The following is a 22,615-nucleotide window of genomic DNA, read 5'->3' on the forward strand; positions in this document are numbered from 1 at the left end:
AAGCAATGATTTTCCTGACGTTCTGCGAGTAGGGTTAATCTATCCTAGTAGAACCTTTTCGTAAATTGATATATTCGCAATATAGTATCCCATTTTTTGCAATCATGATTTATGATGAGTAAATAGCAATTGGGGGCAGGCTTCATTATGAATATAAAAACGCTTAAGCAATTTCTCGCCTTAGCGGAAACGTTGAATTTCGGGCGCGCCAGTGACGAATGTCACATTAGTATTTCTGCCATGTCACGAAACATCCGACACTTAGAAGACGAGCTCGGCGTGGCTTTGTTTAACCGTGATAATCGTACAGTGGCATTGACTCAAGAAGGGCAGAAATTTCTCAAATACGCTCGCGATACCAGCCGACAATGGAATTTGATTCGCCATGAATTGACGGATAATTCCGACCAACTGAGCGGTGAAATCAGCCTGTATGGTTCAGTCACGGCCAGTTATAGTTTTTTGTATGAATTGCTGCGTCGTTTTCGTATTGCCTATCCAGCGATTGAAATCAAATTGCGTACGGGCGATCCAGAACATGCGATTGCACATATTCTGGATGGCAAAGAGGATATTACCATTGCTGCCCGCCCTGCGAATTTACCACGAGGGTTGGACTTTAAGCAGATCGCCATCTCGCCTTTGTTGTTTATTGCGCCCCTGGAGCAGCAAGTGCCGAATGTTCCGACCAATACCCCAACGTCGCCAGAAGAGTGGGCAAATATCCCGATGATCCTTTCTGAAAGTGGAGTGTCTCGAACGCGTATTGATGAATGGTTTCGTCAACTCGACATCGCGCCAAGGATTTATGCACAAGTCACCGGTAATGAGGCGATTGTGAGCATGGTGAGCTTAGGTTTTGGAATTGGTGTAGTACCAAAAATCGTCTTGGATAACAGTCCGCTGGTAGATCGAATTAAGGTGTTGGATGTGAAGCCTGAGTTGGAGCCATACGACATCGGTTTGTTTACATTAAAGAAAAGCTTGAAAAATCCGCTGGTCGAAGCATTTTGGAATTTGATGGAAGAAGAGGCGCCGTAGCGCCTCTTCTCTTTTTTGCTGTGAGGTGGAAAGCTTAATTTATTTCCAGCCACCTTGGTCCATTAGTTTAACCGCTTGGCGGTTGTTTTCACCTAATACACTCAAAGACACTTTATCAGCTTTGAATTCACCAAACGTCGCTAGGCTTTTTGGTGGCGCCACGCCTTCAATCACGGCGTATTCGTTGTTCACGTTGGCGTACCATTCTTGGCTTTGCTTATTGGTTAAGAAGTCGATTAATTGTTTGGCGTTGTCGGTGTTTTTAGAAGATGCTGTGATGCCAATACCGCTGACATTGACGTGAGCGCCACGCTCGTTGGCCGCTTGGTTTGGCCAGAACATTTTTAGCTTATCAAAAACAGCGCGTTCGTCAGGTTTGTCACTTAAACCTAAACGGCCAAAGTAATAGGTATTTGCGACAGCGATGTCACAAACGCCTGCGGCAGCTGCTTTGATCTGATCTGTGTCGCCGCCAGCTGGTGGACGTGCGAAGTTCGCAACTAGACCTTTGATCCATTCTAACGTTTGTTTTTCTCCATTAGCGTCGATCATGGAAGCAACCAAAGATTGGTTGTAGATGTTGCTAGAAGAGCGAATGCAAATTTTTCCTTTCCACTTAGGATCAGCTAGGTCTTCGTATGTCGATAAATCAGCAGCGGAGACGGTTTCAGGATTATAAAGTATCACGCGAGCACGCTGAGACAATCCGTACCAGTAACCGTCACGGTCTTTGAGATGATCAGGTACAACTTTATTTAAGTTGCTTGTTTCAAACGCCTGGAGCACACCGGCTTCTTTTGCTCGATATAGACGTCCGGCATCCACAGTGATAAATACATCCGCTGGGCTGGCATCTCCTTCTGACTGCAGGCGGCTCAATAAAGCATCTGCACTGCCGGTAATTAGGTTTACTTTGACGTTATTTTCTTTTGCATAAATGTCTAGCAAAGGAGCAATTAGCGCTTCGCTGCGCGCTGAATAGACATTGACCTCGCCACTGGCTTGGGCAGAAGTGCTGCTCAAAGCGAGCATAGTTGTTGCACCAGCTAGAGTGAAAAGCGATGTTTTTATTGTTGGACGTTTCATTACAAGTACCTATTTACGTAGTGGGAAAGTCTGTTAATTGGTGAATTACTTCCATTATGACAAAGGGTAATGGAAATCGTTCCCGTTAATGTTAATTTTTAATATAAAAATATGCTACGTAAATACTGGGCAAACGCAGTTTCGACCGTCAGACTTTGCCTCGTATAAAGCTTTATCTACCTTGTCGAGAGAGCTTTCTAGATCTGTTGTTGGGTCTAATTCAATTACGCCTGCAGATAGTGTGATGTGAACAGCTTGTTGGTTGATCTGGAAGGTGTGAGTTGCCATGTCTTTACACAGTCTCTCTGCTATTTTGAAGGCATTATCCATATCAGTTTCTCGCATCAAAATATAAAACTCTTCGCCACCAACCCGAAATAAGGTATCCGTTGACCTGAGCTTTTTTTGCAGCCAATTAGCTATTAATTGCAGGGCTTGATCGCCTCCGCTATGACCAAATCTATCATTGATTTTTTTGAAAAAATCGATATCCAGAGTTATTAAACAGAGTCTTTTTTCAGCGTGTTTTTGCTGATTTAGCTCATCATGAATAATGAGATTAAATTCTCTGCGATTTGAGGTACCTGTTAGAGGGTCTGTACGCGTGGCTTTATCTAATTGGCTAATAAGTTGGTTGCGTTCGGTTACGTCTAACATAACACCAACTTGACCTATGGCTTGCCCATTTGAATCTGTGAAGACGGCTTTATTGAATTCGATTTCATGAATAGACCCATCACAAAGAAGAACTTCTGCTTCATAGCGTTGAGTACCACCTTGGGCTAGTAGCTTACAGTCGGCTTCATAATATGTGTCTGCAAGGTGCTTAGGAGCGATATCATAGACGGAACACCCAATAATCTCTTCTCGTGAGTGTCCTATAAACTGGCAAAATGCATTGTTGCAGCCTCGGTAAATATGCAAATGATCTTTGAAAAAAATAGGGGCTGGAATCGCATCTATGATGACTTGCAAAGTATCATCTTCCGTTCGATTGGATCGACTCAATGCAAATTTTGACAACTCAGATATTAGCCAAGCGGCAAGTTGTTCGTCATTGCGAGCAAAGCAGTTTGTTGCACCTCTTTGTATCCATTTAACGCTACAATCCAAGTTCCATTCATCGACAATGATAATAGCTTTTCTGGACGCCAATAATGGCCAATCTTTTTCCCTAATGTCTTTTTCTTCAATCAACACAATGGATGAAGTAGGAGATTGATCGATATTCTGTATAGCTTGCCAGTCGACAACTTGTCCACAAGTGGATAAAAGTGTGTCGAATTGAAACTTCCATGATGCTAGTTGAGGTGAAAAATATAAAATAGCAGACGTCATTTGTACTCGTAGGTATTTATTTACTAGTTAATATCGTCTCATAGCTGATTTGGAAGTACTGTAAAAAAGTGTAGGAGTTTAACTAAGCCGTGTCGGATTCTGTGAGGCTATCGTAATAGAAAAGAGTAAATGGGTAAGCCGTTAAAGCACCTGACTGTTTGATAACGGTCAGGTGCATACGATATTGGATATTGTTCGGCCTAACGTTAGAGTTTGAAGAAGCTTAGCTGCTGCTGCACATCAACACTGCTTTCGGCCATATTAATGCCAGAACGTTTGGCCATTTCCGCGCTTTGATTTGTTAGGCTTTGTACTGAATGCATTTTCTTGGTGATGTCTTCGGATACTTCCATTTGTTCTTCTATGGATTGGGCTATGTGTTGAGCTTGTTCAGATACTTGCTCAATGCCTGCTAAAATATTGCCAGTGAGCTCGTTGGTTTTTTCGACTTGTTCTTTGGAGGACTCTACTAGTTTGAAGCTGACTTCCATGCGGTTTACTGCTTGACCACTGGCTGTGCTTAACTGCGCTAGGAGGGTTTCAATTTCATTGACACTGTCTTGTGAACGTTGTGCTAGTGTTCGCACCTCATCAGCTACCACGGCAAAGCCTCGACCTTGTTCACCAGCGCGTGCTGCTTCAATAGCGGCATTTAGAGCAAGTAAGTTAGTTTGCTCTGCGATACTACGAATCACATCTAAAATGGTTTCTATGTTGCTTGTTTCTTGGCGTAGTTTAGTAACAACGTCACCCGTTTCTTTTAATGAAGAAACTAATTGGTTAATCGCATCTAAAGTGCCATTGGCCGTTGTTAAACTATTTTGTGCAACAGTGCGAATGTCACTGGCGGCCTGAGCAGATTGCTGTGTATTGTCAGCAATGGTGCGGTTATTAGCAGACATCTGATCTAGTGCTACGACCACTTGAGTTGTGTTGTCCATAATATGGACGGAATATTCACCAACTTCTTGGTTTACTTTTAAGACATCTTTGCTGTTTTCATTAACCTTTTCTACCGAACTAAGCACACCCGTAAGGACTTTGCGTAAGTTTTCAGCTGACGTATTTATCGCATTGCCAAGCTCTGCTATTTCATCACTGCCTGATACTTTCACGGGTTTATTGAGGTGGCCTTGTGCCATATTTTGCGCAGCGTCACGAACCGCTAAAATACCACGTACTATATTATTGGATATTAAATAGCTAAGCGTCATGGAAATCACCAAGGCGACTAAGATAGAAAGCCAGAAGCTCATATCTATTTCTGCAATCAGGTCTTCTGTTTGTTGTTTGGCATTGATGACTTCTTCGTTTGTTTTGTCTGTGAGTGCAGTGAAGTATGTCATTAGATCATTATAGGAGCCGATGAAAGCAGAAAAGACTGGGAAGGGGGCTTTGTGGTCAGCTGAATTTTCCATTGTGCTAACAAAAGTCTTTGTCTTGCTTTGAAAGTCTTTGACCAGAGTATGAAGCTTTTTCGATTCGTCTGATTGCTTAGGAAGACCTTTATTTAGCTCATTCATGAGCGATGGTGTTGTATTGTAGCTTTTCGAAATAGCGTCTAGATAACCTGGAATTTGTTTATCGAGTGAGAGTAGATAAGCAATTTGTAGGCCTCGTACATTGAGCACGATATTTACTTGTGCTTCTTTCACTCGTTCCAAGTTTAGTGAGACATTATGGTTTTCTTCGTAAAATTGGTCAAAGCGGTCAGCTAATTGCGTGCTTTTGACTTTTATTAAGCTTAATGCCACCAAAAATATAACAATGATGGATAAAGTAAGAGTAATGAATTTCGCTTTTACGGATAAGTTATTCATATTGGTTCCTTCCACACAGGTTAATTGTAATGCATGGGGGTTGTGCGATTTGCATCACTTTAGATGCACTGTTGTATGGCATTTTTTGTAAAAAATCAAAACAATTTATAGGTTTAGAAAGCGTATTTGAGTATTTTTTTCTTATAAACCTATATGACGTGTTTTAAATATTTTATTTATCCAATTCAGTATTAACGAAACTATCAAAATACATTCATATTTCACTATTCCGTTATGCTTAAAAAAGTGGAAAATAGTCGCCTTTCTAGTCTCTCACATTCCTGCAGGACACCATGATATCAACCTCTTCTAATGAGGATACGGCTTCTCGTCGTGTTCAATACTTGCGCGTTTTTGTGCTTGGTTTCAGTGCTTTTATTTTTAATACCACAGAGTTTGTGCCAGTTGGGTTGTTGACGGATATCGCTGAGAGTTTTTCTGTTTCGCCTGCTCATGTTGGTTGGATGTTGACTGTGTATGCATGGATTGTGGCGCTGATGTCGCTGCCAATGATGCTGATGACGCGTAAATTAGAGCGCAAGACGTTATTGCTAGGCTTGTTCGCTTTGTTTATTGCGAGTCATATTTTGTCGGTCGTTGCGTGGAGTTTTACGACTTTATTGATAAGTCGTATCGGAATTGCATTTGCTCATGCGGTGTTTTGGTCGATTACTGCTTCTATTGCGATTCGTGTTGCGCCGCAAGGAAAACATACCTTTGCATTGAGTGTACTGGCAACAGGTACTGGCTTGGCCATGGTGCTTGGTGTGCCTGCGGGCCGTATTATTGGTCAACTTTTGGGGTGGCGAACTACTTTTGCGGTGATTGCGGTCATCGCATTAATTATCATGCTGGCCATGTACCGTTTATTGCCTAATCTACCTAGTTTGTTTTCGGGGTCACTGAGTAAAGTGCCAGAGGTGCTTCGTAATAAAGTATTGCTAGGCATGTATTTGTTTATCTTCATGATATTTTCTGCACATTACACGGCTTACAGTTACATTGAGCCCTTCTTAAAAGAGGTCGGCTCAGCCAGTGGTCAATTCACTACGTTACTGTTGCTGCTATTTGGTATGGCTGGGATTGTCGGCAGTATACTGTTTAGCTACTTTGGTGAAAAAGCCAATACTTTGATGTTGGTTTGTAGTGTAGTTATTGCATCCTTGTGTATGGGGGCTTTGTATTTTGTGTCACCAAGTTCCTCTTTACTCATTACCAGTGTTCTTCTTTGGGGCGCGTCTCTGATGATTATAGGCTTGAGTATGCAAATACGAGTGTTGAAAGTAGATGATACGGCAGCGGATATTATTATGTCGTTGTATTCGGGCATTATTAATTTAGGAATTGGTGCGGGAGCACTGGTGGGTGGTCAGGTTATTCAGCTTGTTGGTTTAGAAAGTGTTGGCTTTACTGGCTCTATTCTTGGTGTTTTTGCTTTGGTGATCATTTTGATACTGCTGAAGCGCATAGGAAAAGCCAAAGCCTAAACGTTACGGATAATTATGTTATGTCATTGAAGTGAGTCGCTCTGTTACGGCCGTGATGTTTAGAATGATACAATGCCGTGTCCGCTTTTTTCATTAATGTGTCTGTGTCAGTGGTTTCTCCTTGATGTATTGTCACTATGCCTATGCTTACAGTAATGGTTTGATAAAGTTCGCTACCTTTATGCTCAATATTTGCAAGGTTTAGATTTTGTTGTATTTGTTGCGTAATCTGTTTGGCTTTTATTACATTTTTATCCGTTAGTACGATGACAAATTCTTCTCCGCCATAACGTGCGGTCAAATCCGTTTTTTTATCAATTGAATTGTCCAATATAGCTGCTATTTTTTGTAATGCTTCATCGCCACTAATATGACCATAATAGTCGTTGTATTGCTTAAAATAGTCGATATCAATCAATAAAATTGACAAGTCGTATTGGGTATTTTTTTGAGTAGCTAGCTGCGCGGATAAATGTAGATCGAAGGCCCGCCTGTTTGCTACGCTAGTCAAGCCGTCGGTAAGTGAGAGTGTTTCTAAGCGACGTGTTTGCATATCAATTGTTTCGGAAAACGCATCAAATGCTTGAAATAACTCATCGATCTCATCCATGTACAATGTATTATCATTTGAGTCTTCTGTCATACGATGGATTTTTCGAGTCAATTTTTTCAAACGCTTAATCGCATTAGAGTAAAAAGCCAATGTGGCTATCACCATTCCTGCCAATAGAAGAAATCCGCTAATAAACCAAGTTTTTTGATTATGCATTCCTTGGTCAAGTTCAGCCGCTTTGATCTGTAAGTTTTGATGTTCATTAAGAGAAAGTTGGTTGGTTATATTGCTGTAATCACTGATCATATTGCGAATAAAATGCTCACGGCCGCGTGCTCGCCCCATGACGCGCAAGTAATTGGCTCGCAGCTCTGTTAGGTTTTCTGGATCCGATAGTATATCTCTTAGGTTTGCGTTTATTGATTGGATTGTTACTTTATTTTTTTTCGATAGGTTTGTCTCTACACTATCTAAAACATTAAGGTGACGTTCAAGGTTGCGATGTATTTCTTGTAAGTCGCTGAGTCTTTCTGTTGTGGTTATACGATAAGCGAGCGATATCACTTCTAGGAAAGCAATTTTCCATTGTGTTAGTTGGTTGCGATCTTTTTCTTCTGATTTATCTTGTTTAATCTTAATGTATTCTGCGTGTTTTTTTAGATCCCATAAGGAACTTAAATCGATATTTATTTGGTTAGCTAGATCAAGCTTCTGGTCAATCAGTTGATTGAGGCTTATGGTTTCCTCTCGAATGGATTTGAGTAGTAATATTTCTGTTTGATTTTTATAACCAATATCCTTAGTGGATTCATCAATCTTTTTTTGAACTTCTAGCTCAGCAATTCTTCTTTCCGCTGGCGATCTTGCAGAGGTCAGCGATTCAAGTGCTAATAACAACTCACTGGACTTTAATACGCCTCGTGTCGAACTGTTCATGGCAGGTATAGTCGTCAGGGTCAAATCATTAAGGACTAGCTGAGTTTGCTCTAAACGAGTTTGTAATACGAAGCCAACAGAAATGAAAAGCAGCAGGACGACGAGCATTAATACACTCAGCTGCTTACCTAAGCTTAATCGACGACCTTGTTTCGCATTCGGTATCGGAAAAAATGTCGTTCGGTCTTGTTTATTCATAAGTCCATTGATACGTCTTTTAAGCGCCCATCTACTTTAGGTTCTATGATTTCTTGTTGTTGTATTTCAACCGTCATAATGTCTGAGAGGATTAAGTTTGAGGTTTGCGAGTAGGTTAATATCTTGCTGTATTTGAACATGGTAAAGCCATCTCCGCCCCTTAATAAATAATCGAGAGTCGCTACCCTGTAAGTTTGTGTGGGATTAAGTGGTTTATCGTTTAGAGTGACAGACAATAATCTCTGTCCAACTGGCAGTGTTGAGTCATATGTTACCTTAATACCAGCCACCTGTAGAAATTGTCCACTGTGTTGTTCCAATCCATCCAGTCCGTGCTCAAGAGCCTCACTGATCTGTTGGCCTGTTGCTTCTATCAGCTTAACTGTGTTCCGGTAGGGAAGCATTAGTCGCATGTCTTTGATGGTTATTTGCTGCCCCTCTTTGATTTGCTTGTTTCCACGAAAGGTTCCGCTATTAATAAGGGTGATTTGAGCGCCAGTAAATCGCTTAAAGCTATCCGCGACGAAATTTGCAAAGTTATTTTCAGAGGTGCGCAGTGTTTTTCTATCCAGATCAATGGACGTATTGGTCGTGCCCACAGCTTCGTTCAACAAGGAGTTAAGTCGATTGTCGTATTGTGCTTCTTGCTGTAAAACCTGTGGTTTCGAAGGCAAATCCGTAATGTTGACTGTGGCGCTTTTAATGGTGAGGCTATCGCTTGGGCTACCTTCTTGCCAAGCAAGCCGAATGACGGACGCGTAGGATTTTTCCGTAACCTGTATGTTATTTTGGTGTTTTGAGCTCCTTGAGTGGACGCTTGAGTCAAAGTTTTGATCTTTAAAGAGTGCAACATCAATCACGCCTTCGGCCAGCAGCTGGTCAATAAGAGGGGTGTAGGTGGAGTAATGCATAACGATCAAGTCGACATTTTGCTCTCTGATTTTTTTAACGGTCTCTCTGATAACGCTTTCAGGTTCAGCGACTTCGAGCCTTTTCGTAGGGTATTTTTCTAGAATGATGGGATCTAGGATAGACATAAAGCCCAGTTTCACTTGGCCTTGTTGAAGTATGGCGTAGGCTTTAATACCTTCAGGAACTTGCTGAGTATCAGGCTCGAATAGATTGCTTGATACAATAGGAAAAGCAGCTTCATAAGTGCGCAAAATAAGTTCGTCTTCTTCATAGCTCAATTCACGTTTTGAAACGGCCATGACATTAGGCGCTAAACTGTTAAGTACATCAATAATATGGGCGCCTCTATCCATAGAGGAAATCATACTCGGCCCGAGGCTATCTCCACCGAAAATAAAAAATGTACTTGGGCTTTGCGCTCTATATTTATCAATTAAACTGGCTAATTGGGCGTAGCTGCCTTTTGTGGGATCGTTTATTTGAGGCATTTCAGCATCATAGATAATGGTTGCCTGCTTTTCAGCAAGAGCATCTTTTGTTACCAATACGCTAAGAGTGAGAAATAAGGTTAAGATTAATCTATAGAGCATTCGTTGAATATCCTTGGAGCATTGTTCATTTTACGGCTGATTTTGCTCGTCTATAATCATTTATAGCTAGTTTATTCTGTTCTGACCAATACTTTTACGTTATTTATTTGTTAGTTTTTCGAGCCCACTGTAGCAAGTCTATGCTTGATTCTTAATTGCATTAAATTTTGTAACTTTATGTTAAAATGCATGTTTTAATGTTTCTTTCACTGAGCGGGTTGTTCTGTCACTAAGCTCTTCCCATGTTCATCTCATTTATTAAGACCTCTTCTATGTTTAGTTGGTTAAATATCTCAATGACACGAAAAATAACGAGTCTATCCTTTGTTCTTTTGTCTTTTCTTTTTGTGGTGATTCTTTATTCAGCGTATCAAACGCAGAAAATCTACAAAGAAATGCAAGAGGTCGCTGAGATCGATATTCCGCTTTCTCAGATCATTGCTGATGTAGAAATTTTACAGCTCAAACAGCATTTACTTATGGAAACTATTCGTCAGCAAGGTGAAGCTTTTTTTACTAATGAAGCGTTGCAAGCGAAAAGTATGAAAGGTTTCGATGAATTTAGTCATAAACTGTCGGCACAGCTCGATAAAGCAATGAGTATTCTTCATGTGGGCATGAGGTTTGGCAGTGTGCGTATTAATGTGGCTGATCATCAGGCCTTAATCCAGCATATTAAAACACTGCAGGTACATAGAATAAGTGTGGAAAACGCATTTTCGCTATTTTTAAAGCAAGCCAAGGAAGGCTTAGGCCACCCCTGGGATGAACTAGAAAAGCAATATTATCTGCTGGATAAAGAGGCTGATGATTTGCTCGTTAATATTGATCAAATCACTATCAAAGTGGCGGCGACGGTTGAACAACATGAGCAGCATTTTATGATTGTTAATGCCATTCTCGGCTTTTTGGCGTTTACAATCGGTGGCTATTTGACGATTTACACCATCTTGTCGTTTCGTCGTAAAGTTGGCTCTTTGCGAGGGCACATCGATTCTCTCCATCGCTCAATTTCGGCTGATGAAAATGAGCGAGTTGTATTCAATAAGGGCTTTGATGAGCTAGATGAGCTGGAAAAAGATTTAAAAATCTTAATGACGCGTTTGTGTCTAGAAAAAGAAAACCGCGATGAAGTAGAAACCCAGCTGCTTGAGCTGGCAACACGAGACAAGCTGACTGGCGTATTTAATCGCCATAAATGGGATGAACATATTAAGGATGAATTAGCATTGGCGAACCGTGGTCATTATTTTAGTTTGATCTTGTTGGATGTAGACAATTTTAAAAAGATTAACGATAGTCACGGTCACGATGTAGGCGACGGTGTTTTAAAGCTATTAGTTAACTGTCTAAGAAGACGACTTCGTGAAACAGATATCTTGTTCAGAGTGGGTGGAGAAGAGTTTGCTATTTTGCTGAGAGATACACATCTTGCTGATGCCACTAAATTAGCTGAAATGTTGCGCAAAAACGTTGAGTCTTTACATGAAAACAAGGTGCCTGCTTTTACCGTTAGTTTGGGAGTGACTGAGTATCAAGACTCTGATGATCAAGATGGCATCGTAAAACGTGCAGATGTCTTGTTATACGAAGCCAAAGAGGCGGGACGAAATCAAACCAAAGCTGGCTAAATGCTGGCTTTTTGAGCCCTATATCCTCATTTTTAGGGCTTTTAATTATGCTAGTATGTAATTCTACTAAGAGAGCCTCTATTCCCTTTCGCTCTTTTTAACTTTATTAACGTTGATCAAGAACCCTTTATGTTTAATTGGTTAAATGCCTCTATGACACGAAAAGTTAGCAGCTTATCGTTTATTCTTTTGTCATTTCTGTTTGTGGTGATTCTTTATTCAGCCTATCAAACGCAGAAAATTTATACCGAAATGCATGAAGTTGCCGAGATTGATATTCCGCTGACTGAGCTTATTGCTGAAGTAGAAATGTTGCAGCTTAAGCAGCATATTTTAGTCGAAACGATACGCCAGCAAGGTCTAGCATTTTTTGACAATGAGTCGAATAAGGTAAAAAGTCTGAAAGGCTTTAACGACTTTAGCGAGCGACTTTCTGCTGGGCTTGATAAAGCTGTCAGCATACTTCATAACGGCATGCAGTATGGCAGTGTTCGTATAAATCAAAGTGATCATCAGGCTTTAATCGAAAAAGTGAATGCACTGCACAACCACCGATTGAGTTTTGAAAACTTGTTCTCCCACTTCGTACAGCAAGGTCGTGACCATTTTAAAAGCACATGGGATGCATTGGAAAAGCAAGATACTCTTTTAGATGCTCAAACGGATCATTTTCTTGCTGATATCGACTTACTAACCATTAAAGTTGCTGCCACAGTTGAAAAGCAAGAACGTGATTTTATGATCATCAATGCTCTATTAGGTGTTTCGGCGTTTGCTATTGGTGGTTATTTAACGCTCCATACAATTTTGTCTTTTCGTCGAAAAGTAGGTTCTTTAAGAGGTCAAATAGAGACACTGCATCGCTCTATCTCTACTGATGAAAGTAACGAGACAATTCGTCATAAAGGTTCTGATGAACTCGAAGAGTTAGAAAAAGACTTAACGCTTTTAATGGGGCGATTTTCCATGGAAAAAGAAAGTCGTGATGAAGTGGAAACGCAATTAATAGAACTGGCGACCCGTGACAAACTGACTGGCGCTTATAACCGACACAAATGGGATGAACAAATCAAAGATGAGTTGGCGCTAGCTAATCGTGGTCATCATTTTAGTTTGATTCTGTTAGATGTCGACCACTTTAAAAAGATCAATGATACCCATGGTCATGATGTTGGCGATAACGTGCTTAAGTTATTGGTTAACGCATTGCGAAAACGCTTAAGAGAAACCGACGTCTTGTTTCGAGTGGGTGGTGAAGAGTTTGCCGTTTTAGTAAGAGATACCAATCTAGAAGATGCTGGTATGTTGGCAGAGCAGCTTCGTAAAAAGGTCGGGGCCCTTAATGAAGGCAACTTGCCGCCATTCACCATTAGTTTGGGCGTGACCGATTATCAAGATTTTGACGATCAAAATAGCATTGTAAAACGTGCCGATGTTTTACTTTACGAAGCTAAAGGTGCGGGGCGAAATTGCGTGATGGCTGGTTAGCCAGTCGATAAAAAAAAGCTCTTCTTGGCAACCGATTGGCCATTGATAAGAATTTCCACCTCATGGAGACCATCATAATACACACGAGTCGTGATGTTTTTGAAAGGGTGTTTTTTACTAATAGAGAGGTTTTTATTGGCCCGCAAAGTTGTGTTTTTCCACTTAAATACTTTAGGCGTGGTTTTGCCTGTCTTTTTTTGGTGATGAATAACGTAATCAATCATTAAGGATTGATCCTCTTCGCTGGTGGACTCAAGCTGCAATGAAAATTCTAGATGACTGTTCAATCTTACCTGTTCGTCATGTATTTCCAGTTTTATATGGCCGAGCTTTGGTTGAGTATAGCCAAAAACGATAAGTGCCTTAGGGTTGCCTTGTTTTAACAAGGTACGACAAGCATGACGTATCAGCTTCTGACGGTTTATATCCGCGCCTTGCATCCATACACTTGCAATATCGGCCACACGGTCTGGGTGATCCTTAGCGATGTCATTGAGGTTATTTGCCACCGAGCGTCGCACGTATTCTTCTGGGTCGTCTTTCAGTTCTTCAAGTAATTCAATTACTGGTGTTGGATTCTCAATAAAGCGCGGTAACTGCATGGCCCAAGGTAAGCGAGGTCGAGTGCCCTCGGAGATAAGGCGTCGCACGTGTTTATTATCATCTTGAAGCCAACCTCTGAGTGTCGAGAGGGTTTCTTCCTGTGATGCTAATAAGAAAAAACGAATGCTAAACTCAGCCGTGAAGCGACGTGTCATTGCATTCAGCAAGCGCATGGAAAGTTCGTGATGATCAAGACCATGAATACCTACATAATCTCCCATTGGCATTACTGCCCAGCCAGAGATACCACTATTTTCGATCGCGTTACCTTCTTCGAATTCTGGCGCTAAAGAGTCGAGTAAAATTTGACCCGCGTGTTCGAAATCTTTTGGCAAAAATTGGCTCATGGCGTCGGTAATTTGTTGTGAGCGTGCTTTTAGTTCTAGGGTCTCAAGCTGATGGCACGCAGTAGCAATAAACCCCTTTTTATCGAATGCTTCCCAATGGAGCTGAAAGTGTTCTGCCATGCTCTTAATTACGCTGTGATTAAAGAGATTTTTAAAAGGTTCTGTCATGTTTGAATTTCCTTACTAATGGGGAGTGGGGGCATTTTATCGGAGTGTTATGTCAGTTCTTGTCAGTATACGAGGTCGTTAGTTTGCCTGACTATTATTTCGGTGAATCATGTAGATATGCGTTTCTTCAACATGAAGTGAAGAGTTTTTTTGCTTTGCTTAAATGCCAAGGATATTATTTCAAAACTCTTCTTTGTAGGTGTCTTCATAAAGATTAGTGTGATTAATCTTCACTTCCCAGCAGCGGCGGTGGATTTTATAAGAATGGAATCGCATAAAAACAACGAGAGCTAATTATATGAATTTTTTTACAGAGCTGTTTTCTTCTGTTTTTGACCGTCGTTATCGCAAGGCGCGATCTAACGAAGAAGATAATCGAACAGTAAAAGCCATGTGTCAGGATTTGCTCACTCGTCATGGTGAAGTGTCTGGTGGCGCGTTAGCGAGGAACATCCTCGATCGATATGATCACATGTCCAGTGATGAAAAACGTGAATTATTCGAGTTTATGACCCACGGTTTAGAAGTCGTCTCTGATGATGTGATTGCTGCTTTGGCAGAATATCAACAGCAGCCAAGCAAACAGACTTATAAGGCCTTTGCTTCTGCATCCGAGCCAAGACGACAAGAGCTTATTCGTCGTTTTAATCAAGTGCCGGGAGCGACGCCTAAATTAGTAAAAATGCGCGAAGACCTATTAAAGGCCACCAAAGAAGATGCTTCATTGGGCATTTTAGATGTAGATTTTAATCATCTATTTACCTCTTGGTTTAATCGTGGCTTTTTGGTTTTACGTCCCATTAATTGGGATAGTCCCGCCAGTATTTTGGAAAAAATCATCGCCTATGAAGCTGTGCACGCCATTGATAGTTGGGATGATTTACGCCAACGTTTAAAACCCTCAGACCGTCGTTGTTACGGTTTTTTTCATCCTACTATGGCGGATGAACCATTAATTTTTGTCGAGGTTGCATTAACCAAAGGCACAGCAAACTCTATCCAATCTTTATTAACTACCGATCGCGACGTCATTGAAGCGGATGAGGCTGACACGGCGGTTTTTTATTCTATTTCCAACTGTCAGCCAGGGTTGGCAGGAATATCGTTTGGTAATTTCCTCATCAAGCAAGTCGCAGCGAATCTTGCTAAAGACTTGGAAAACCTAGAAACCTTTGTGACCCTGTCGCCAATACCCGGTTTAGCTAAGTGGGTTAATAGTTCTGGTGTGGGGACGTTAGGGCAGGGCAAAGACCAAGCTTTAGCAGCACATTATTTGCTAAATGCGAAGCATTCGGACGGCAAACCCTTGGATCCAGTGACGCGTTTCCATCTCGGTAACGGTGCGATGATTCAGGCTGTCCATGCGGATGCAGACATATCGCCGAATGGCTTGAAACAGTCAAATGGAGCCATGGTTAATTATTTATACGACCTAGATAAAGTATCAAAAAATCACGAAAAATTTGTCACTGAACAGAAAGTAGTAGCATCGGATGCGGTACATGCGATGAGTGCTTCAATCGCAACTAGAAAAAAAGGAGAGTAACAATGACAAACCCACTTTACGATCGCTTATTTGGTAAGCATAAAGGCAAAGCATCGGTTTTTTTACAACAGCCTGATGGCTCGACCATGACTCATAATGAGTTTCTTGAATTGGCCTCGCAATACGCCCATACATTGGTTCAGTTAGGATTACAGCCTGATGATTGTCTCGCCGTACAAATTGCGAAATCTCCACAAGCCTTGGCTGTGTATGCCGCCTGCGCGCAAGCTGGCGTGGTTTTTTTACCTTTAAATACCGCTTATACCGCGGATGAAGTGTCTTACTTTGTCGAAGACAGTCGCGCGAAAGTATTACTTTGTGACGAGAAACATGCGGTGTCATTGCAACCTGTCGCTGCCGCTTGTGGCGCGATATTGAAAACGCTGAACGAAGACGGTTCCGGCGAGTTTTCTGTATTAGCGCTATCTATGCCGACAGAGTTTGATACTGTGCCTCGTGAAGAAGATGACTTGGCTTCTTTCCTTTACACCTCTGGTACGACAGGTCGTTCAAAAGGGGCGATGTTGACACAGGGTAACTTGTTGTCCAACTCACAGGCGCTTGCCAAAGAGTGGCGCTTTACTGAGCAAGATGTGTTGCTTCACGCACTGCCTATTTTTCATACACATGGTTTGTTTGTCGCGACCAACGTGTCATTGACGGCAGGCAATAAAATCATATTCTTGCCAAAATTTGATCTCGATGTCATGTTGAATTTAATGCCTCAGGCGACCGTTATGATGGGGGTTCCAACCTTTTACACGCGTTTATTAGGTGATCCTCGTTTCACTAAGTCACTTGCTCAACCTATGCGTTTGTTTATCTCAGGCAGTGCGCCTTTGTTGGCTGATACTCATATTGAGTTTGAAGAACGAACAGGGCATCGTATTTTGGAACGTTATGGCATGACGGAAACCAATATGAATACCTCTAATCCTTATGATGGAGAGCGTCGAGCCGGCACTGTTGGTCTTCCTTTACCGGGAACCGAGGTAAAAATTACCGATATGGATACAGGGGAAACGCTACCTCAAGGTGAAATTGGGCTTATCGAGGTTCGTGGACCTAACGTCTTCAAAGGCTACTGGCAAATGCCCGAAAAAACGGCTGAAGAGTTACGAGAAAATGGTTTCTTTATTACTGGTGATTTAGGGCTTATCGATGAAGATGGCTATGTTCATATCGTTGGTCGCAATAAAGATCTGATTATTTCTGGTGGCTATAACATCTACCCTAAAGAGTTGGAATTGTTGCTCGACGAAGAAGAGGGTGTATTAGAGAGTGCTGTGATCGGCGTGCCGCATACAGACTTTGGTGAAACGGTTGTAGCGGTTCTCATTGCAAAACCTGGTGTGGCATTAGATGTAGCTTCAATAGAGAAAAATATTGCTCAATCTTTGGCGCGCTTTAAGCAGCCGAAGGAGTTTGTTGTCATTGATGAGTTGCCAAGAAACACCATGGGCAAAGTTCAGAAAAATCTATTGCGAGACCAGTTTAAACATTTGTTTGCCGCATAAAGAAAACTCATCAAGGTGGCACTATGTGCCACCTTTTTATTGGTAATGTCAGGATTAACCACTTATTGACTGGCTTTGGTGTTACCATGGTTTGTCTCCGCATTGATCCATGCCCGTCATGATCGACTAGCGTTTACCGCTAAGAATTTATATCAGACCACTTCATATCTTTTATCCATCAATAGATGACACAACCATTTCACTCTAAGCATTAACATCAGTTTGTCAGCGTTTTGATCGTGCGTTTATGAACTCAAACAGGTTTTATTTTTTTAAAGGAAACAGTATGAGTCAATTAACTTTCGGCGTGATCGGCACGTCTAGAAAAACAGATGAACGTCGTTACCCCATTCATCCTGAGCATTTAGGGCGTATTCCTGAATACCTTCGTCATCGTTTGATCTTTGAAGAAGGCTATGGCACCGCGTTTAATATTTCTGATGATGAAATCGCTGCGCAAACAGGCGGTATTGCCACAAGGCATGAAATTTTGGCCGACATTGGTGCCGTGATTATTGCCAAACCAGTATTGGCCGATTTAGAAGAATTACGTGAAGGCGGTATTCTGTGGGGGTATGTTCATTGTGTTCAGCAACGTGAAATTACTCAAGCAGCGTTAGATCGCAAACTCACTCTGATCGCTTTTGAAGATATGTTTGTCTGGTCACCATCAGGGCAAGTTGGTCGTCATACCTTTTATAAAAATAACGAGATGGCTGGCTATTGCGCGGTGATTCATGCTTTGCAGTTAAAAGGCATTGATGGGCATTATGGCAATCAACGTAAGGTCATCATTTTTAGCTTTGGCGCAGTCAGCCGCGGTGCGATATACGCACTTAAAGCTCACGGATTTCGTGATATTACTATTTGTATTCAGCGACCAGATCATGAAGTACGTGAAGAAGTGCTCGATTGTCATTACGTGAAAGTTCGCGAAGGTCAAAAGGACGAAGCGCGTATGGTGGTGGTTGAGCACGATGGTACGATTCGTCCTTTGACGGAGTTGATCACTGAAACGGATATCATAGTAAATGGGACTTTCCAAGAAACAGACCATCCGACTAACTTTATTATCGAATCCGAAGCCGAGTCGTTGAAGCCAAATTGTTTGATTATCGATGTGAGCTGTGACGAAGGTATGGGCTTTTTCTTTGCCAAGCCGACCAGCTTCCAAGAGCCAATGTTTCAGTACAACACTATCGACTATTATGCGGTCGATCATACGCCAAGCTACTTGTGGGAAAGCGCGACACGCTCGATTTCTGCCGCCTTGATTGTCTACTTAGAAAACGTCTTAGAAGGCCGTGAGCATTGGCAGCAAAACGAAACCATTCGCCGCGCTATAAACATCGATGAAGGCGTGATTAAAAATCCACTGATTTTATCCTTTCAACATCGAGAAACCACACCGCCTTATGCCGCTTTAATGGCCTAATAAAAACTATATTGGCTCACCTAACGGGCTATTTTTCTTAGTCACGTTAGGTTTATGCCATGATATTTTGATCAACGGTTTACACTATTTTTAACTAGTACTAGATGCTAAAACGATTTACTAATTTGCTTAGCTGTTGTAAATCGTTGATTGAAAGCTTTTTGATATCGACGGCATCTTCTGAGCCTTTCTGGATACGTTCTACATCGAGCAAAAATGAAAAGTATCTACTATGCCCCTAGAGTAATTGATCTAAACCAACTGGGCTCTATTTAAAGTAGCCACATGTTTGAGTTGCTTGAATATATAATGTAACAAAGTGTTAATGTTTGTTATTATTTGAAATGCTATTTTAATGCATAAACACTATACGAAATGTCAGTGACCAAGGGGTAAAAGATGTTCATCGCTGTTTATGAGTTTGAAATCAAAGAAGGGACAGAAACGTCTTTTCGTGCGGCATGGCTTGAAGTGACAAAAGCGATTTATAAGAACTGTGGCAGCTTTGGCTCAAGGTTGCATACGTCCGATAAATCCAATGTTTTGGTGGGTTATGCACAATGGCCAAGCCGAGAGCAATGGGAAAAAATTAGCGACCTTGATGACGAGAGTTACCAACGTGCCCGTAAAGAAATGCGAAATTGTTTAGTTAAGTCGAAAACGGTTTATGAGCTAGATGTCTGTGATGATTACCTACAAACCTCTTTGGCGCAGAATTGATGGCTATCGTGTTTTTGGTGGTCTTGGGTTAGAAAAAGTTAATAATTTATATATGTCATTTGGTTGTGCCGATCCCCTAGATTTTTAAGTGGTACTTTATCGGTTTTTGTTCGGTGTAGAAGGATCTTTATTTGAGAAGTCTGTGTAGTAACCTCTCCCGTCTTGTGAAAGACGATATATCTAAATGGACGCCGAGAGGCCGCCATAATAAACGAGTAAAGAACCTCATTTTATTTGGTGGTTATGCGACTGTTTTTTGCAGCCTTATTTGGGGCTTATATTATTTGACCCAAGTAAACCTACCGCATTTCTTTATAAATCTGCTTTCATTTATTATTGGAATCACAATTCTTGTGCTGGCTTATGGTAATCATCTGCGCAGTGCTGCAATTATTATGTGCCATGCTCTATTGTTTGTGGTGGTGCTCGCGTCTTTGAGTGATATTCCTATGAATGGCGTGCCTCGTTCTGTTCATATGAACTTGCTACCTGTGGTTGCTGCGACCTTTCTTATTTTTCACCGAGAAAGAATCTATCTACGCGTTCTCTTGCCTATTGTTGGCCTGGTTATCTTTCTTGCTTTAGCGCTTAATGTGATGCCAATTCCTTCGACTGACTTGGCAGCTCCTATGGAAGGGCGCATGGTTGGTGTGTGGATAAACCATCTTACTGGCGTGGTGGGTGTTAGTGTTGTTATTGCCATGATGCAGGCGAATATGAATGCTCGAAGCGCATTGGAGAGCGATATGCGTCAAGCCATTGCCCGTGGTGAATATCATTTTCACTATCAGCCTCAGGTTGATATTACGGGTCGTATTTTTGGTGTAGAAGCGCTGTTGCGTTGGAATCATCCCACTAGGGGAAGTATTTCTCCGATGGAGTTTATTCCATTGGCCGAAGAAACAGGATTGATCATTCCTATTGGTGAATGGGGCTTGCGTACCGCCTGTGCTCAGTTAGCGGAGTGGGCACAGTCACCGCAGACCAATCATCTTACTATCGCTGTGAATGTCAGCGTTACGCAATTTCGTCAGCCAGACTTTGTTCAGGAAGTGAAGAGTATTTTGTTCTTGAGTGGTGCTGCCCCATCGAAATTGAAGCTGGAACTGACTGAAACCGCATTGGTTGATGATATCGACCTTGTGGTGAAAAAAATGCAAGCGTTGAAAGAGGTTGGCATTACGTGGTCACTTGACGATTTTGGAACGGGTTATTCTTCGCTAAGCTTACTCAAGCGTTTACCATTGGATCAGTTGAAGATTGATAAGTCATTTGTTAGCGATTTGTTGTCTGATAAACGCAGCCTTGCCATTATTAATACGCTTCTTGACCTCAGTCAAAACTTAAAACTCTCGGTGATTGCAGAAGGAGTGGAAAGTGAGGAGCAGTTAACATTGCTTCATTCTGTTGGCTGCTTATCTTACCAAGGGTACTTTTTTAGCCATCCTTTACCTATATCAGCACTTAACGATTTTATTAGTAATAAAGAAGTATCAGGGCACGTCAATCATCACCCGGAAATTAGCAGTGTAGCGACCAATTAACTGGTTGTTATTACATGCCTTCCGTAAAAAGGTTTAACGATGATGAAGACCTTCTGCGTAATTTATTCCTTCAAATGAATCTCTGTTGAGGATTTCACCGTTCGTAGCGATACCGAGGTTTGGAATTTTCGAATATTAGCTTCGGTATGAAGCACTCTATCGACAAAGCTTTCAAAAGCTTGGATATCTGGCACAGTGACGACCATCATAAAATCATAGCCGCCTGTGATTTGGTAGCAGTGTCTCACTTCTGGCGCTTTGCTAACGACGCGTTTAAAAGCATCGTACACATCTTTTCGATCCCGCTCCATTTCTACTGATACTAGAAGAGTCAATTTATTGCCGCTCAGTTCGGGGTTCACAATAGCAACGTCACCGATGATGATCTTGTCATCCCTCAGTCGTTTTACTCTTTTATGGCAAGCTGGTGGCGATAGTCCTACTTCTTCGGCCAGTTCAACATTTGCGATGCGATTATTACGCTGCAAGATAACTAGGATTTTTCGGTCTATTTTGTCTAATTCCATATATTTCTCAAAATATTAGTTATACGAATGGAAATTTCTTAATAGCTTTTATATTAAAAATATTAGGCGTTATCAATTATTAAATTGATCAACATATTTCTTCTTATCTCAATAGACTTCATCCATACATTGTTTGGAGCAAGAGAAGTGAATAAACGTATATCCCGTTGGATTGGACTTTTGTGGAATGGTCTCTGGAACGAGATCATTGATGTCACCTGGACGCTTTATAAGATCATGATTCCGATGATTATCGTGATCAAGGTTATTGAAGAGTTTGGTGGTATAGAACTGCTAAGTGGCTGGTTGAGTCCTGTTATGTCTTTGGTTGGCTTGCCCAGTGAAATGGGGTTGGTGTGGGCAACAACACTGGTTACCAATATGTACGCTGGGCTTGTGGTATTTATGAGTATGGATGCCGACTTAACCGTTGCTCAAGTCTCTATTTTAGGAACGTTATTGCTGCTCGCACATTCATTGCCAGTAGAGGTGGCGGTGGCTAAAAAAGCTGGAGTAGGTATTGTTGCGACACTAGTGATTCGTCTGGGTGGTGGTTTATTAATGGGTTGGATACTTCATCACATTTATCAAAGTGGAGATCTATTAAACACAACTGCGCACACTGTGTGGAAACATACACCAACCAGTGATCCTAGCTATATGGCCTGGGCGGTTGACCAACTTCAAAGTCTTGCGATGATTTTTGTGGTCATTGCTGTGTTAATGACACTGTTACGTTTGCTGAAATTGCTTGGCATCGAAAAACTCATGGGAATGTTACTTAAGCCTGTTTTGTCTGTGCTTGGAATCAGCCGAGAGGCAACAAACTTAACGGTTGTTGGGATTACACTAGGCCTTTCCTTTGGCGGCGGTTTGCTTATTAACGAAGCAAAACGAGGTCATATTTCTCCCAGAGATATTTTCGTCGCCATGATGTTGTTGAATTTATTGCACAGCTTGATTGAAGATACTTTGCTGGTTCTTTTAATTGGCGCTGACTTTATGACGATCTTTTGGGGGCGAATTGTTTTTTCAGTGGCCGTGATTAGTGCATTGGTCTTTGTGCTTAACAGAATGGATGAGAGAACATGTCGTAAGTATTTGTATAAGGAAATAGGCTCTTAAAGA

The 22,615-nt window shown here is 41.5% G+C and carries 17 protein-coding genes; 10 read left to right on the forward strand and 7 right to left on the reverse strand.

Annotated elements, in window-relative coordinates; translation table 11 throughout:
- Positions 1-147 precede the first annotated feature (147 nt).
- The gene (gene ilvY, locus AC2A4J_RS05035; RefSeq protein WP_484175170.1) at positions 148-1,041 is read left to right on the forward strand and encodes an HTH-type transcriptional activator IlvY; all 894 of its coding nucleotides are present in this window, start codon (positions 148-150) and stop codon (positions 1,039-1,041) included.
- A 39-nt stretch (positions 1,042-1,080) separates the two neighbouring features.
- Here ilvY and AC2A4J_RS05040 read toward each other — a convergent pair whose 3' ends face one another.
- The 3 genes from AC2A4J_RS05040 to AC2A4J_RS05050 form a co-directional block, all read right to left on the reverse strand.
- On the reverse strand, positions 1,081-2,127 hold the full coding sequence (locus AC2A4J_RS05040) for a Fe(3+) ABC transporter substrate-binding protein (protein WP_484175171.1): 1,047 nt from the start codon (positions 2,125-2,127) through the stop codon (positions 1,081-1,083).
- A gap of 114 nt (positions 2,128-2,241) precedes the next feature.
- A complete protein-coding gene (locus tag AC2A4J_RS05045) occupies positions 2,242-3,465 on the reverse strand; it encodes a GGDEF domain-containing protein (RefSeq protein WP_484175172.1) in 1,224 nt (407 codons plus the stop codon).
- A gap of 206 nt (positions 3,466-3,671) precedes the next feature.
- Complete coding sequence (locus tag AC2A4J_RS05050) at positions 3,672-5,285, reverse strand: methyl-accepting chemotaxis protein (protein ID WP_484175173.1); 1,614 nt, start codon at positions 5,283-5,285, stop codon at positions 3,672-3,674.
- Between the two features lie 293 nt (positions 5,286-5,578).
- Between AC2A4J_RS05050 and AC2A4J_RS05055 the strand changes: the two genes are divergently transcribed.
- Positions 5,579-6,772, forward strand: a complete 1,194-nt coding sequence (locus AC2A4J_RS05055) for a sugar transporter (RefSeq protein WP_484175174.1) — start codon at positions 5,579-5,581, stop codon at positions 6,770-6,772.
- Positions 6,773-6,785: 13 nt separating this feature from the next.
- Here the strand turns inward: AC2A4J_RS05055 and AC2A4J_RS05060 are convergent, their stop codons facing one another.
- Positions 6,786-8,459 (reverse strand): diguanylate cyclase domain-containing protein, encoded by a 1,674-nt coding sequence (locus tag AC2A4J_RS05060; protein WP_484175175.1) that lies wholly within the window; start codon positions 8,457-8,459, stop codon positions 6,786-6,788.
- The gene (locus AC2A4J_RS05065; protein ID WP_484175176.1) at positions 8,456-9,961 is read right to left on the reverse strand and encodes a bifunctional metallophosphatase/5'-nucleotidase; all 1,506 of its coding nucleotides are present in this window, start codon (positions 9,959-9,961) and stop codon (positions 8,456-8,458) included. Before AC2A4J_RS05065 ends, AC2A4J_RS05060 begins: the two co-directional genes overlap by 4 nt.
- A gap of 272 nt (positions 9,962-10,233) precedes the next feature.
- On the opposite strand from AC2A4J_RS05065, the gene AC2A4J_RS05070 reads away from it, so the two are divergent.
- Together AC2A4J_RS05070 and AC2A4J_RS05075 are read left to right on the forward strand one after the other, a co-directional pair.
- Positions 10,234-11,592 carry a GGDEF domain-containing protein gene (locus AC2A4J_RS05070; protein WP_484175177.1) on the forward strand — a complete coding sequence of 453 codons (1,359 nt, stop codon included), beginning with the start codon at positions 10,234-10,236 and terminating at the stop codon, positions 11,590-11,592.
- A 129-nt stretch (positions 11,593-11,721) separates the two neighbouring features.
- Complete coding sequence (locus AC2A4J_RS05075) at positions 11,722-13,080, forward strand: GGDEF domain-containing protein (RefSeq protein ID WP_484175178.1); 1,359 nt, start codon at positions 11,722-11,724, stop codon at positions 13,078-13,080.
- On the opposite strand, the gene AC2A4J_RS05080 is transcribed toward AC2A4J_RS05075, so the two are convergent.
- Positions 13,077-14,198, reverse strand: a complete 1,122-nt coding sequence (locus AC2A4J_RS05080) for a DNA alkylation repair protein (RefSeq protein ID WP_484175179.1) — start codon at positions 14,196-14,198, stop codon at positions 13,077-13,079. The genes AC2A4J_RS05075 and AC2A4J_RS05080 overlap by 4 nt on opposite strands.
- 298 nt (positions 14,199-14,496) lie before the next feature.
- Between AC2A4J_RS05080 and AC2A4J_RS05085 the strand changes: the two genes are divergently transcribed.
- From AC2A4J_RS05085 to AC2A4J_RS05105, 5 genes are all read left to right on the forward strand, one after another.
- Complete coding sequence (locus AC2A4J_RS05085) at positions 14,497-15,744, forward strand: malonyl-CoA decarboxylase (RefSeq protein ID WP_484175180.1); 1,248 nt, start codon at positions 14,497-14,499, stop codon at positions 15,742-15,744.
- A gap of 2 nt (positions 15,745-15,746) precedes the next feature.
- On the forward strand, positions 15,747-17,261 hold the full coding sequence (locus AC2A4J_RS05090; RefSeq protein ID WP_484175181.1) for a malonate--CoA ligase: 1,515 nt from the start codon (positions 15,747-15,749) through the stop codon (positions 17,259-17,261).
- Positions 17,262-17,547: 286 nt separating this feature from the next.
- Positions 17,548-18,696: a N(5)-(carboxyethyl)ornithine synthase gene (locus AC2A4J_RS05095; RefSeq protein WP_484175182.1), complete on the forward strand. Its 1,149-nt coding sequence runs from the start codon at positions 17,548-17,550 to the stop codon at positions 18,694-18,696.
- Positions 18,697-19,095: 399 nt separating this feature from the next.
- Positions 19,096-19,416: an antibiotic biosynthesis monooxygenase gene (locus tag AC2A4J_RS05100; RefSeq protein WP_484175183.1), complete on the forward strand. Its 321-nt coding sequence runs from the start codon at positions 19,096-19,098 to the stop codon at positions 19,414-19,416.
- A gap of 284 nt (positions 19,417-19,700) precedes the next feature.
- On the forward strand, positions 19,701-20,960 hold the full coding sequence (locus AC2A4J_RS05105) for a putative bifunctional diguanylate cyclase/phosphodiesterase (protein WP_484175184.1): 1,260 nt from the start codon (positions 19,701-19,703) through the stop codon (positions 20,958-20,960).
- A gap of 62 nt (positions 20,961-21,022) precedes the next feature.
- Here AC2A4J_RS05105 and AC2A4J_RS05110 read toward each other — a convergent pair whose 3' ends face one another.
- Positions 21,023-21,487 carry an Lrp/AsnC family transcriptional regulator gene (locus AC2A4J_RS05110; protein WP_484175185.1) on the reverse strand — a complete coding sequence of 155 codons (465 nt, stop codon included), beginning with the start codon at positions 21,485-21,487 and terminating at the stop codon, positions 21,023-21,025.
- Positions 21,488-21,634: 147 nt separating this feature from the next.
- On the opposite strand from AC2A4J_RS05110, the gene AC2A4J_RS05115 reads away from it, so the two are divergent.
- Positions 21,635-22,612, forward strand: a complete 978-nt coding sequence (locus AC2A4J_RS05115) for a hypothetical protein (protein ID WP_484175186.1) — start codon at positions 21,635-21,637, stop codon at positions 22,610-22,612.
- The last annotated feature ends 3 nt before the right edge of the window (positions 22,613-22,615 follow it).

The organism is Marinomonas sp. ATLA20, from assembly GCF_057180105.1.